Below are 13,814 nucleotides of genomic sequence, written 5' to 3'. Positions count from 1 at the left end.
TTCCTAGCCCTCCTGACCTGCTTTCGATTTTGTAGTGCTGTCAGACCGGTCCCACATGAGTAATGCGAAGCCTACTGCGATCCAGACCGCGAATCCCCACCACGCGTACCCGACGCCCTGGCCATTAAAATAAGACAAGGAACGAACGAGGTACCCCGTTGCACCAATGGGCATCCACTGCCCCAAAGTAGCCCAGCCATCAGGAAGCAACCATGGTCCGGTGGCCAGGCCCGAGAGTGGGTTTCCTAGGAAGATAGTCAGCACCGCACCAATTCCCACACCTGCGGTACCGATCACCGCAGCTAGGCCTGCCGTCAGCAATGAGGTGGAAAGAATACCCAGGGCGATGGCCAACCATTCCATACCGAAATTGCCAATTAACGTGCCGTAGACGGTGTGTAGCATCCACGTGGCCACGAGCGATCCCGCTGCGGCGATACCGACGAGCGCTACAAACTTGGCCCACTTTCGGCGGCGGAAAACAAAGGTGGCGATGACTGCGGAGACGATGCCGCCAAAGGCCAAAGGCAGCCCTAGCACCCCGATGCCAGTAGCTTGCGGATCCTCCTCCGATGTCGGTGCAAGGTCTTCGGTAGAAACCTCCATGCCTTGTGCCTCGAATGACTTACCCAGTTGGTTCACCATCTCTGTGTAGGCAGCACCGTTACCAGAGGCCGTATAGGTTTGTGCTCCCGATGAGGTGATAACCAGACCACCTACCACGTCGCGGTTTTCAATCGCATCGCGCACATCGGCGTCGGATTCATAAACCCTTAAATCGGGTCCATCCTCGCCTGCTTTATCGGTCATGTGCTTGACCATCTGCTCTGGCCCGGCCACAGCCACGGGCACGCCTTGCGGTCCGGAAGAAAAGTTGGGGGCAAGGAAAGCAAATAGCATTAGCCCGATAACGATTGGTACCCCAATCACGGCGGCACAGATTTTTGCAGTGGTGTTTGTCCGCGAAAGAGTCGCAGTAGAACTCATGACAATCCCCTTATATGGAACAGTGTATTTCAGTTACTTAAATAGAACATAGTGTTCCATTTGTTAAGATGTCAACCATGAGACAAGATGCAGCCAATAATCGTGCGGCAATAGTCACCGCCACCAGGCAACTACTCACTACTGAGGGGCCTGGAATTTCCATGCGGACCATTGCGAAGGCCGCTTCAGTAGGCGTGGCCACGGCCACCCGGCACTTCCCCGAGCGCATCGAACTGCTCGACGCGGTAAGCGCGCAGGCAATGGCTGATATCGCCGCAATCATCGATGCCCACAGTTCGGAATTTGCTATCGATGCACGTACCGCGTGGCGCGCCACCGTCCATTCCATAGGAACTTTGCAGCTAGCAACCCTTGCCCAAGCAATCTATGAAGATGCCACGCGCGATCCCGAAACGAGAAAACAAAAGAACCGCATCATTGAAAGGCGCGCCGAGGAATTAATCAGCACTTACAACAAGCTGCTGGACCCCGCCAAAAAGGCACACTTATGCCCAGAGAGCCTCAATGCGCTGGATTTTCACATAGGCCTCGGGATAGTCACCCGCCCCATCCCGATAGAACCCAAGGCCTCGTTTACTCCAGACGCGCTTACCCCACGCCTTATAGACCTCATGCTTGACGGCCTAGAAGCACAAGCCGAAGCCGGCATTGACCCTTAAAAGCCCTTTTGGGGAGGCTGCACACCAAAAGGACCTACCCGGGGATGCGGAAGTTTTGTTGGATAGTTTCAGTATCATTCCAGCTGAAGCATTCAGTGTTCTATGATGACTCCCCTGCCCAGACTAACTCTAATCCGGCTGGTGTTGTAGAAGTCAATGTATTCGCTAATAGCATTTTCAAGTTCTTAAGTCGTCTGCCACTTCGTGCCGTAGTAGCACATTCTATTCTCCAACCGCCCGAAAACGGCTACTCTCCCCTGCCTGCTCCTCAAGTTAAACTTCATATATGGATTGGAATCTCCTCGTCGCCACAGCCAGCCTTAGCTTCGCACCAATTACAGTGTGGCTAGCGAGGAAGCAGATTCAGCTCGAAAAAATAAAGGCCACCTCATACTCAATTCACATAAGTCTGCAAAAAGCAGAACATCTATCCCTGTTCGTCGAGCACAATGGGATTTCTACGCTTCATCATTTTTCCGTCTGGCTGAAGAGCGGCGAGAAACATCAACTGCAGCATGAATGCCCAACATTTGAACCTGGAGTTGTGCTCGAGACACCTAACCTTCACCACTATCCTGACGAAGTTCTTGTAACGTGGTTCGTTGCCCGTCGCTCTGGGAAAGGTCTTCAGGCTCAGGCTATCCGAGTCCGCTACCAATTACATCAGAAGAATCGGGTAGAAGAATGGAAGTACTACTGGTGGACATCCATCCGGTTGGCGATCCGCAAGCGTCTAAGTAAACGGTGGTCTCAGAAACTCGAGGAGACTCCGACAAAGGTACCGACCGGTTATTGGAAGACTCGCCGCCTCGATATCAACCGACCCGGCGACCGGCCAGGATGGCCAAACCAACGAGAATAACCATACCGATCACACACAGAATCACCCTAGAGGGCAGCTCAAGTCCGGTGGAGCGGTAGGGACGAGTACTGATAACGCCTTTAAATCGTTTAACGTCACTCTCAAGCGGGAAGTACTACGAAAGAGGGTATTTGACAATCCGAATACCTGCCGCCAGGAAGCCTTTCGGTGACGCATGCGCTACGACACACACCGACGACACCCCTGGTGCAACCTTGTGGCTCCTGATGTTTTTGAAGCCGATACTTCAGCTACACTAACTAGAGCAGCGTAGCTACCCCCGACGTGTCCACTTTCCGGGGGTAAAGCCCCACCCCCGTGTCCGACCCGCATGGTTCTTTTGATGATGACGGAATCGTCTGTGAGTTTGATTATTCCCAACCGATTGGGGCGATTCATCACCAAACGATCCGGAAGAATGCGAGAGACGAGGAGAAGACCTCATTGACTAGTCCAGACCAAGTTGCCATCTACACCACCGAAGATGGCAAAGCACACGTCCGCCTCCAACTAAAAGACAACGACGCTTGGTTAAATACCAACCAGATGGCCGAGCTCTTTGACGTCGGCGCCCCAGCCATAAACCACCACATACGCGAAGTACTCAGAGAAGGAGAACTCAACGAAGCTAAATGTAAAAAACTTTTACAACAGCCTGGTAAGGACAGGAAAACCAAGCACTACAACCTGGATATGACGCTCGCCGTTGGATACCGTGTGCGAGGCCCACGCGGCTCACAGTTTAGAAAATGGGCCACAGAAGTCCTTCGCGGGTACCTCACCAAGGGATTTGCCCTCGACACACAAAAACTCAAAAACGACGGCGCCGACACCCACTTCGATGAATTACTCGAGACTATTCGAGAGATTCGAGCTTCCGAACGTCAATTCTTCCGCAAAATCTGCGATGTCATAGTCGCAACCAGTGCCGACTACCAAGAAAAGAAATCGTTCAAGGAAGTTCAACAGTTCTTCGCAGGGATCCAAAACCGACTCCACTTCGCCACACACGGCCGAACCGCAGCGGAGCTAATCTGGGAACGCTCAGACCGCACCAAGCCATATGCCGGACTCACGACCTGGGAAGGAGAATCACCCCACAAAAACGACATGAGCATAGCTAAAAACTTCCTCACTGAAGACGAAGCTAGGCGCATGCGCAGGCTCACCACGATGTTCTTAGACTATGCAGAAGACCAGGCGGAGATGGGCAAAACCATGTGCTTGAAGGATTGGGTCAAACAGACAGATGCCTGGCTCGTCTTCAATGAACGGGAAGTTCTAAAAGGACACGGCAAACGGGGGCACAAGCAGGCAGTGAGCAAAGCCGAGGAAGAATGGAACGCTTACCGGAGTAACCTCGACTCAAAAGTTAACGAAATAGACATGAGGACTCTAGAAGCGGAAGTAAAAACCTTGAAACGAGGTGAGGATTTGAATGATTGACCTGCGCGCACTCATACAGACAGCCGAGGCCCGCGGTTACTAGATTGGCTAGCACCGCGGCAACTCAAAGCAGTATGAGTACCTACGCACCGCGAAATCCCCGTACACCACGGACTTGACGCCTCACACCCTATCCCACAACTGCAGTGACCTGTCAGTCCACCACGGGGCGTACAAGCTCTTCTCCTGATAGGTTCGCAGCACGCCTGCTCAGTTCGCCTGTGGAATACACAGCATCAGAACCAAAATATGGGCACCCCCAGTCAACCGCGCCAACGAACTTGGGACGCCAGTGACAGTCCTCAAAACTTGGCAATCTCTCTACGAAAGGCAAGCAGTATGACAAATCAATCCCCCTATTCTCGACCACCGGCACACCCGGAACAGGAAAACTCAAAGCCTGCAAAGAAACCGTTTTATAAACGCTGGTGGGTTTGGTTGATTGCCATATTCGCAGTTCTATCTATCACTGCTCCATTCATTGATGACGACTTCAACAGTGAGGAGGAGAAGCAGAGCGCTTGGGAGGCCTACAAATGCAGTAGATACTCCGACCTCACAGCACAGCCAGAAGGAAAGACAATCTCAATGGAGCTGATGTGGGACAAAATCCCCACAGAAGAGAGAGTTGAAGCGATGCGCTGGTCGAGAAAACTAATCCAGGCAGGAAACTCTAAAACCGTTGGCAGTGTAATGGAATATACTGATACGCCAACCGCAAACGATATGTGCACCGGCTGGCTTTGGGAGCGCTATAAGCAGCGCCAAGGCTTCTGGGACGGATACGACAACTTCACGCTCGAAAACGCACGAAATGAAAGCGTCGTGTCCGAAGGATAACCACTCGAAAAGCCTGAGCTCAGAGGGTCGTTGCAACGACCCCTAGAATCCAAGGGTCGCGGGGGATGTCGGGCGCAACGCAGTGTTCCGGGTGCCATACGGTTGTCGTGGATATGTTAAAGACCCCCTCTCCGATTTCTCGAAAAGCGGGGTCTAATTTGGTGCGGCCTGAGGGGATCGAACCCCCGACCTATTGGGTGTAAACCAATTGCTCTTCCAGCTGAGCTAAAGCCGCATGCGCCCTTGCGCTGTTATGTACAGTAGCGCAGGATTGTAAAGCTACACAAATCAGCTGGTGAAAGCTATTTTTTGGTGTAACCGCGCGGTACCAGGCAGGAACCTTGCCACTCGCCCAAGCGCTCAGCTTTGGTCTGCACCAAGCCGGCGAGCTGTGCCGATTCAGAAATGAGACCAGGCTCAATAGTGCCAGGCTTGCCAGCGCCTGGGGTCAGCAACCATACGGAACCGTTATCCGCGAGCGGGCGGATGGCATCCACCAAGCCGTCCACGAGGTCGCCGTCTTCCTCGCGCCACCAAAGAAGGACTACATCGCACAGCTCATCATTTTCCTCTTCGAGGAAATCCTCACCGAGTACGGCTTCGATAGATTCAGAGATTGTGGTGTCACAATCCTCGTCCCAACCAAGCTCTAGAGCGATTTGCCCTTCCTTGATTCCGAGCTTGACTGCAGCGTCAGCCACTATGCATTTCCTTCCTTATTCGGTGAATTCTTGCTCACGCCCGGCCCGCGCTTGGCGGAGAGGGCGTGTGTTATTACATGTAGTTTAACGTCCCAGGGCGTCTTTTACTTGCTATAGCACTCCTTTCCCCCAATTTGCAGGCCCTTTTCTGCTCACACCGGCGCCTGTTTTGTGGGAGAACTAGCGCCGTTTAGGGGCCTACTACCCACGTTTGCACGCCGAGCTAGGAAAGCAAACCGCAGGTTATAGGGGGTGCATCGGAAAGCGCGGCGTTTTATCCGGCCTAGACTCCCACTCGCGATCTGGGAACGCGTATCGTAGGGGATAAACTCTGCAGACCCTTAATTAGGAGGTTTACATGGCCGAGAAGGACCCCGCCAAGGGCGATTCCAACTTCCCGCTTATCCGCGATGGTGTTGCATCGTACCTTCACGACAGCGACCCAGAAGAAACTCGCGAGTGGATGGATTCCCTCGATGGTCTGCTGGACCATTCTGACCAAGAACGCGCACGCTACCTGATGCTGCGCCTTCTGGAGCGCGCCACCGCCAAGCGCGTGGAGCTTCCCTCGTTGACGTCGACGGACTTCGTCAACACCATCCCCACCAACATGGAGCCGGAATTTCCTGGCGATGAAGAACTAGAAAAGCGCTACCGCCGTTGGATCCGCTGGAACGCTGCCATCATGGTGCACCGCGCGCAGCGCCCCGGCATCGGCGTGGGCGGCCACATCTCCACCTACGCGGGTGCCGCCCCGTTGTACGAAGTCGGCCTCAACCACTTCTTCAAGGGTAAGGACGATCCTTCAGGCGGCGACCAGGTCTTCTTCCAGGGACATGCCTCCCCGGGCATGTACGCCCGCGCTTACATGGAAGGTCGCCTTTCTGAGGAAGACCTCGATGGCTTCCGCCAGGAAGTCTCCCTTGGTGAAGGCAAGGGTCTGCCCTCCTACCCGCACCCGCGCCTGATGCCATGGTTCTGGGAGTTTCCCACCGTGTCCATGGGCATTGGCCCGATGAACGCCATTTACCAGGCACGCTTTAATAAGTACCTGGAAACCCGCGGTATCAAGGACACCTCCAAGCAGCACGTTTGGGCTTTCTTGGGCGATGGCGAAATGGACGAGCCAGAATCCCGCGGCCTGCTGCAAACCGCTGCTCTGTACGAGCTGGATAACCTCACCTTCGTCATTAACTGCAACCTGCAGCGCCTCGACGGTCCAGTGCGCGGTAATACCCAGATCATCCAGGAGCTGGAGTCCTTCTTCCGCGGCGCCGGCTGGGACGTTATCAAGGTCATTTGGGGCCGCGGCTGGGACAAGCTGCTGGAAAAGGACACCGAAGGTGCCCTCGTCAACATCATGAATACCACCTCTGATGGCGACTACCAGACCTTCAAGGCCAATGACGGCGCTTATGTGCGCGAGCACTTCTTCGGCCGCGATGAGCGCACCGCAAAGCTGGTAGAAGACTTCTCCGATGACGAGATTTGGGCACTGCGCCGCGGCGGCCACGACTATCGCAAGGTCTACGCAGCGTACGCCCGAGCCCTGGAGAACAAGGGTTCCGGCAAGCCGACCGTCATCTTGGCCCACACCATTAAGGGCTACGGCTTGGGTCACAACTTCGAGGGCCGCAACGCTACCCACCAGATGAAGAAGCTGACGCTGGAGGATCTCAAGAACTTCCGCGATAAGCAGGAAATCCCCTTCTCCGATGAAGAGCTGGAAAAGGATCCCTACCTGCCGCCGTACTACCACCCGGGCAAGGATTCCCCGGAGATCAAGTACATGCTGGAGCGCCGTAAAGAGCTCGGCGGCTTCCTGCCCGAGCGTCGCACGGACTTCACCCCATTGGAAGCACCTTCCTTGGACAAGCTGCGCTCCGTGCGCAAGGGCTCTGGCAAGCAAGAAGTCGCTACCACCATGGCCTTGGTGCGCACCTTCAAGGAGGTCATGCGCAATAAGGAACTGGGCAAGCGCATCGTGCCCATCATCCCGGATGAGGCTCGTACCTTCGGCATGGACTCCTGGTTCCCCACCATGAAGATCTGGAACCCGCGCGGCCAGAACTACGTGCCGGTGGACCACGACCTGATGTTGTCCTACCGCGAGGCCACCGATGGCCAAATTATGCACGAGGGCATTTCTGAGGCCGGTGCGGCAGCATCCTTTACCGCCGCCGCTACCTCGTATGCCACCCAGGGCGAAGCCATGATCCCGCTGTACATCTTCTACTCGATGTTCGGCTTCCAGCGCACTGGCGATGCCTTCTGGGCCGCCGGCGACCAGATGGGCCGCGGCTTCATCATCGGCGCTACCGCCGGCCGCACCACCCTGACCGGTGAGGGCCTGCAGCACATGGATGGCCACTCCCCTGTCTTGGCAGCCACCAACCCTGCGGTCATTTCTTATGACCCGGCCTTCGGTTTTGAGGTTGCACACCTGGTAGCGCGCGGTATCGAGCGCATGTACGGCGAGGACAATGAGCCGGTCATGTACTACCTCACCGTGTACAACGAGCCAGTCCACCAGCCGGCCGAGCCGGAAAACTTGGATGTGGAGGGCCTGCACAAGGGCATCTACCACTTCAATACTGCCGAGAACGGCTCCACCCCGGCCAATATCCTGGCTTCGGGTGTTGGCGTGCACGAGGCTCTTCGCGCACAGGAGATGCTGGCTGAGGATTACGATGTCAAGGCTTCGCTATTCTCCGTGACCTCTTGGAACGAGTTGGCCCGCGACGGTGCTCGCCGCAATAAGGAAGCGCTGCGCAAGGGCGAGGAGCCTTCCGAGGCATTCGCTACCTCCCAGCTCAAGGACTTCGAGGGCCCATTCGTTGGTGTCTCGGACTTCACCACCGAGCTGCAGGAGCAGATTCGCCCCTACGTCCCAGGTACCTACATCACCTTGGGCGCAGACGGCTTCGGCTTCTCCGATACGCGCGAGGGTGCCCGCCGCTTCTTCAACAACGACGCGGAATCCATCGTCGTCGCAGTGCTCGATGGCCTTGCCCGCGATGGCAAGATTGAGCGCTCCGTCGTAGAAAAGGCGGCCTCCGAGCTGAAGTTGGACGACCCAACTGCACCTAATAGCGGCGAGTAATATCGCCCGCACCTCCACAATGGAGATGTAGCTCAGGCGCTTCCGGCTTAATGCTGGAAGCGCCTGAATTGTTTTTCGCCCCATCCCCCCTAACCAGTACCGCGTGAGCCTATTTCTCCTATGCCACGCACCAATCGCTACTACACTGGTCATTATGGCAAATGACCTCAGTGCCCAATTGCAGGCAAAGTTTCAGGGTTCTGACCCAGATAAGGACCACGACCCGGATCGGGATACGCTGGGCGAGCTCATCGCCCTCATCGTCAAAGTCACCGATACCGAGGCCGAACTTGGCAAAGACACCGCGCTTTCTGATGTCGGCGTTGAATCCCTAGAGCTTATAGAGCTCACCGTGCGTGCAGAAGAGCTCTTTAAGGTGCGACTTACTGAGGAAACAATGCTTAACTGCGAGACCATCGGCGATATCGCTGACTATTTGGAGGACCACCAATGATTTCTTACCTATCCGATATGGACGGCGTACTCATCAAGGAAGGGGAAATGATCCCCGGCGCCGATAAATTCATTCAGGCGCTGAAAGATAACGATATTGAGTACATGGTGCTCACTAATAACTCCATGTCCACCCCTCGCGACTTGGCAGCGCGGCTGCGTAATACCGGACTGGATATTCCGGCCGAGCGCATCTGGACCTCTGCCACGGCGACGGCAAACTTCTTGGCCACCCAGGCCAGCTCCAGCAAGGCCTACGTCGTGGGAGAGTCCGGCCTGACCACCGCGCTGCACGAGGCCGGTTGGATCCTCACCAATGATGACGCCGATTTCGTGGTCCTTGGTGAAACCCGCACCTACTCCTTTGAGGCAATTACCACCGCTATCAACCTCATCCGCAATGGCGCCCGCTTCATCGCCACCAACCCGGACGTTACGGGCCCTGCTCCCGAAGGTGTGCTCCCAGCAACTGGCGCGGTAGCAGCATTGATCACCGCCGCTACCAACCGGGAGCCCTACTACGTGGGAAAGCCCAACCCTGTCATGATGCGCTCGGCCCTCAATCACATCGGCGCACACTCTGAAAACACCATCATGATTGGTGATCGCATGGATACCGATGTCAAGGCGGGCCTAGAGGCCGGTATGCGCTCCATTTTGGTGCGCTCCGGCATTTCCGATGACCGCGAGATCTCCCGCTACCCGTATCGCCCCACCGCCGTGTTTAAGTCTGTTGCGGAAATTCCCGATAAGATCATGGATCCATTCGCCGACGAAGAATCCTAAACGGCACCCCGCCGCGCGACCTAGCTCGTGCGGCTCAGCTCATGTGGCCGCGCTCGAGCCGATTCGCTCGAGTGTCTTAGCTAAAACGTACGGTGGCGCTAAAACCATAGCGCTGCGCAAGGTAGCACACCGCGCTCTCGAGCGCGGCAAGCTCCGCCTCGGTTCCGGTGAGCACCTGATGGCAGCCAATGCCGATGCCGGAATCAATCCCCGGCCCCGTGGCCTCACCTCGCACGAGTGCCTCCATAGAGATCTCATCGCGGTACCACCGAGTACACCACTGGGCGGTCAGCGGGTCATCGCCTGGGACGATGAACTCCGATTCGGTGCGAATGCACCGATCCATGGCGCGCTCTACTTCCGGGCGCAGCGCACGCGGCATCCCAGAAATTTTCAGCACACCAGTGACCACGACGGCCGCGCCGTTGCGGCTGGGCCACGTGTAGTTGGAGGCCGGTTGATCAACCGGCACTGTATTGACGCAAGTATTCATAGCCGATATCTCCCTCGACAAATCACCACTGCGAACCACACGCATGGCATGCGGCGCAGTGCAAGACGAGCTTCGTCTTCCCCAACGAACTGTCATTTGCGTCTGCACCCAATTTTCCTGCGTCACACCACCCTCTACAACCCTCAACTTTCACTTCAACCCCCAAGTTCTAAACCTCAACCCAAAGTCCAGACTGTGATTAAAGTGACTAAAGAAATTGAAGTTACAACAGTGAAATTTGAGAGATTTACCCCCTCAAACCATTCACCCCGAAGCGACTTCCTGACAGAATCCGTTCACACGGCAGGTACCAGCAGAAACGCTTACCCAATAGCGCTCATCCCCTGAAACCTCGGCCGAAAACTGCCCCAATCCCGATAGAAGCGAAGCCCTCCAAAAAGCCCCGGGGCGTAAACCCACAGCGGGGGTAGCTAGCTGTCCCACCCCACCCCCACACCCAGCCTTATAGAAAACGCGCAAGCCGCAGCGGATAGTCGATATACATTTATTTGTAACTAAGAAACAGTTTGACACCGTCCACCCACGCTGCCTATACTGAGATAAATTCAAACAATCCGGTTTGAGTGCACCCCTACAGAAAGGTACAACCATGCCTGACATGCCTGAAACGTATTCTTCGTCCGATTTCGGCTTCGATCTTCTGAGCGCCTTTGACGGCTTCTTCACCCAAATCGCCATGATCCTAGAGAAGATCGTCGGCCAATCCCTGTTCTAAATAGAGCAGCTTTAAGCTCCCCACTCCACTGGAATGGGGAGCTTTTCCCGTTTTCCTATTAAGGAAAACTGCGAAGAAGCCTCTTATAGCGCCTGCCAGATCTTCGTATTGGTTTCATTCCACAGCGGCTTTGCCCAATCGCCAAAATCTCGGTCCGTTAATGCCACCATGGCGTAGTCGCCGGCCAGCCAGAGGTAGGTTCCGGACATGCCGAAGTGCCCGGTGGCATCGGCAGGCAGTGCTCCCATCCAGTGGTCTTTCTCACCGCGGATCTCAAATCCAAGCCCCCAAGTACAATCCTTAAAGCTCCCGTAACCGGGCACAATGCCGCGCAAACCAGCAAAGTGAACGCGGCGCATATCGGCCACGGTGCTGGAGTGCAAGAGCTGCGGGTCGTGGACCTCGGCAGCAAATGCAGCGAGATCCTCCACAGTAGAAACCAAGCCGTGCCCAGCCGAGCCCTCTAAGCGGGTGGAGGACATTCCAAGCGGCTCGCACACGCCTTCGCGCAGGTACTCTGCAAACTCGATGCCGGTGGCTTCTTCTACGATCTCTGCCGCCCATTCATAACCGGCAGAAGAATAGATACGCCGCTCGCCCACTGGTTTTTGTTGCTCGCGCGAATCGAACTTCACGCCCGAGGCGTGCGCGAGCAAATGCTCGAGGGTAGAACCTTCCGGACCGGCGGGCTGCTTCAAATCCACCGCACCTTCTTCCACTGCCATCATCACCGCGTACGCCGATACCAGCTTGGTAACTGAGGCAACCGGAAACTGGCGCGAAGTATCTCCTACCGTATCTATCGACTCACCGCTGTGGATCAACGCTCCAGCCACGGTATCTACGGGCCATTGACTTATCTGCTGCAACTCGCTCATGACTTCCAGCCTACTGTGCTCTAGGCCTCAGAATAAGGTGTGCCGATCGGTGCGGAGGTAAACCCGTGGTTACTGATTAAGGAATTTCTGGTGTAATGCAGCCTGAGCGGTTGCAGGCCCTTTCTATCTAAGAAACCTTATGAATATGACTAGCAGAAACCACAGCACGCAATCAGAGATGTCTCATGTCAACCGCCGCAAATTCCTCCAAACCAGCGGCACCGTCGGCGCCGCCCTGGCGCTGACCACCACTGCCAGCACGGCCAACGCCAGCACTGCTCATGCACAAAGCAGCCTTTCCTCGCGCCCAGAACCACACATGGTAGAGCCCACGCTCGGTGAACGCCCCTTCCTGCACGGCGTAGCCTCGGGAGATCCCATTCCAGATTCCGTTGTTTTGTGGACACGCGTGACACCAGATGCAGATGCGATGCCTGGCTCCGGTGCGGGCGCGCCTACCACCGTGGAATGGGAAATTGCGCGGGATGAGGAGTTTAGGGACATCGTCAAGCACGGCGAAGTCACCACCGATCCTGCACAGGATCACACCGTCCACGTGGATCCTCACGGCCTCGAACCAGAAAGCGTGTATTACTTCCGCTTTCATGCCCAAGATAAAATCTCCCCCGTAGGTCGCACCAAAACCGCACCGGCGGTTACGGCATCCCCAGAGGAGCTAACCTTTGGTGTGGCCAGCTGTGCCAACTGGGAGTCCGGTTTCTTTCAAGCCTATGGTGATATCGCAAAGCGCGGACGAGCCGGGCAACTAGATTATATGGTCTTTCTAGGAGACTATATTTACGAATACCCACAGCGCGAGTACGCCGGTTTCGGTCCAGTGCGCCTGCACCACCCAGCGCATGAGATTACGACGCTGGAAGATTATCGCACGCGCCTTGGCCGCTACCGCACCGATGAAAATCTCCAAGCGGCGCATGCTGCCCTGCCGTGGATCGCGGTCTGGGATGACCACGAAACCGCAGATAATTCTTGGAGGGACGGCGCCCATAACCACACGGAGGGGAAAGAAGGCGCGTGGATCGATCGCCGCAACGCCGCGATGCAGGCCTACTTTGAATGGATGCCGGTACGGGCAAGTAATCCTTCCAATGATGGCCATCTCTACCGGTGCTTGACCTTTGGGGATCTTGTGGAACTGACCATGATGGATCTGCGCACGTACCGCGATAAACAGATACTCTTTGGACCTGCCAGGATGGCCTCGGAGGGGCGAAGCATGCTCGGTTCGGAGCAGTACGACTGGCTGGTCAACAAGATCGATACCTCCGCCGCCGCGTGGAATATGCTGGGCAACTCCGTCATGTTCTCCCCCATGAACCTGGCTACCCTGCAGCGCGACGACAAGCTAGCACCCGTATCATCCTCACTGTCATCCAATATCACCGGCATTCCCGTCAATGGCGACCAATGGGATGGATACTCGGCAGAACGCCGGATGCTTATCGATGCCCTTGCGAAGCACGACTCCCACGCCCTCTTTGTTACCGGCGATATCCACTCCGAATGGGCGCATAATATCAGCAAGGATGGGCACATCTTCGGGGCCGAAATGGTGTGCTCATCTGTCTCCGCGCCCAATGTCAACGAACAGCTTCACTTACCCGAGGACAACGAGCTTTCCAAGTTGGCAGAGAGGTTCCTTTTGGAGGCAAACCCTCATACACGCCACGTAAACCTCGATCACCACGGATATAGCTACGTCACCATCCGCCCGGATTCTGCGGAAATGCACTGGCTGCGCGTTGAGGATCTCCTCAATCCCGCCGCACCAGTAAACGAAGCCGTCACGCTGACATGGCGCCCGGATCAGGGATTCAATTCTTAATTA

General features: G+C 55.9%; 12 protein-coding genes and 1 tRNA gene. 8 read left to right on the top strand and 5 right to left on the bottom strand.

What is annotated here, in order from left to right; all coding sequences use genetic code 11:
* Positions 1–3 precede the first annotated feature (3 nt).
* Positions 4–987 carry an ABC transporter permease gene (locus ABRP66_RS02020; RefSeq protein ID WP_349838258.1) on the bottom strand — a complete coding sequence of 328 codons (984 nt, stop codon included), beginning with the start codon at positions 985–987 and terminating at the stop codon, positions 4–6.
* A gap of 77 nt (positions 988–1,064) precedes the next feature.
* Between ABRP66_RS02020 and ABRP66_RS02015 the strand changes: the two genes are divergently transcribed.
* The 4 genes from ABRP66_RS02015 (at position 1,065) to ABRP66_RS01995 (ending at position 4,815) form a co-directional block, all read left to right on the top strand.
* Positions 1,065–1,667 carry a TetR/AcrR family transcriptional regulator gene (locus ABRP66_RS02015; RefSeq protein ID WP_349838257.1) on the top strand — a complete coding sequence of 201 codons (603 nt, stop codon included), beginning with the start codon at positions 1,065–1,067 and terminating at the stop codon, positions 1,665–1,667.
* Positions 1,668–1,953: 286 nt separating this feature from the next.
* On the top strand, positions 1,954–2,529 hold the full coding sequence (locus tag ABRP66_RS02005) for a hypothetical protein (RefSeq protein WP_349838256.1): 576 nt from the start codon (positions 1,954–1,956) through the stop codon (positions 2,527–2,529).
* Between the two features lie 318 nt (positions 2,530–2,847).
* Complete coding sequence (gene rhuM / locus ABRP66_RS02000) at positions 2,848–3,975, top strand: RhuM family protein (protein WP_349838255.1); 1,128 nt, start codon at positions 2,848–2,850, stop codon at positions 3,973–3,975.
* Between the two features lie 339 nt (positions 3,976–4,314).
* The gene (locus ABRP66_RS01995; protein ID WP_349838254.1) at positions 4,315–4,815 is read left to right on the top strand and encodes a hypothetical protein; all 501 of its coding nucleotides are present in this window, start codon (positions 4,315–4,317) and stop codon (positions 4,813–4,815) included.
* Between the two features lie 159 nt (positions 4,816–4,974).
* Here ABRP66_RS01995 and ABRP66_RS01990 read toward each other — a convergent pair.
* A tRNA-Val gene (locus ABRP66_RS01990) sits at positions 4,975–5,050 on the bottom strand.
* 67 nt (positions 5,051–5,117) lie between these two features.
* Positions 5,118–5,516 carry a DUF3052 domain-containing protein gene (locus tag ABRP66_RS01985; protein WP_284782375.1) on the bottom strand — a complete coding sequence of 133 codons (399 nt, stop codon included), beginning with the start codon at positions 5,514–5,516 and terminating at the stop codon, positions 5,118–5,120.
* Between the two features lie 358 nt (positions 5,517–5,874).
* Between ABRP66_RS01985 and aceE the strand changes: the two genes are divergently transcribed.
* The 3 genes from aceE (at position 5,875) to ABRP66_RS01970 (ending at position 9,858) form a co-directional block, all read left to right on the top strand.
* Positions 5,875–8,619, top strand: coding sequence for a pyruvate dehydrogenase (acetyl-transferring), homodimeric type (gene aceE, locus ABRP66_RS01980; RefSeq protein ID WP_284782373.1), 2,745 nt, complete (start codon positions 5,875–5,877; stop codon positions 8,617–8,619).
* Positions 8,620–8,773: 154 nt separating this feature from the next.
* Positions 8,774–9,073 (top strand): acyl carrier protein, encoded by a 300-nt coding sequence (locus tag ABRP66_RS01975; RefSeq protein ID WP_284769452.1) that lies wholly within the window; start codon positions 8,774–8,776, stop codon positions 9,071–9,073.
* The gene (locus tag ABRP66_RS01970; RefSeq protein ID WP_284769451.1) at positions 9,070–9,858 is read left to right on the top strand and encodes an HAD-IIA family hydrolase; all 789 of its coding nucleotides are present in this window, start codon (positions 9,070–9,072) and stop codon (positions 9,856–9,858) included. The genes ABRP66_RS01975 and ABRP66_RS01970 overlap by 4 nt, the downstream gene beginning before the upstream one ends.
* Positions 9,859–9,934: 76 nt before the next feature.
* Here ABRP66_RS01970 and ABRP66_RS01965 read toward each other — a convergent pair whose 3' ends face one another.
* Both ABRP66_RS01965 and ABRP66_RS01960 read right to left on the bottom strand, forming a co-directional pair.
* Entirely contained in the window at positions 9,935–10,351 is a 417-nt protein-coding gene (locus ABRP66_RS01965) for a hypothetical protein (RefSeq protein ID WP_284819289.1), read from the bottom strand.
* 819 nt (positions 10,352–11,170) lie between these two features.
* On the bottom strand, positions 11,171–11,965 hold the full coding sequence (locus ABRP66_RS01960) for a serine hydrolase domain-containing protein (protein ID WP_284850119.1): 795 nt from the start codon (positions 11,963–11,965) through the stop codon (positions 11,171–11,173).
* 145 nt (positions 11,966–12,110) lie between these two features.
* On the opposite strand from ABRP66_RS01960, the gene ABRP66_RS01955 reads away from it, so the two are divergent.
* A complete protein-coding gene (locus ABRP66_RS01955; RefSeq protein WP_284850118.1) occupies positions 12,111–13,811 on the top strand; it encodes an alkaline phosphatase D family protein in 1,701 nt (566 codons plus the stop codon).
* Positions 13,812–13,814: the final 3 nt, after the last annotated feature.

The sequence above is a fragment of the Corynebacterium sp. KPL2680 genome, from assembly GCF_040225675.1.
In the GTDB taxonomy this organism is placed as follows: Bacteria; Actinomycetota; Actinomycetes; order Mycobacteriales; family Mycobacteriaceae; genus Corynebacterium; species Corynebacterium rhinophilum.
This window is presented reverse-complemented; position numbering and strand designations above follow the sequence as displayed.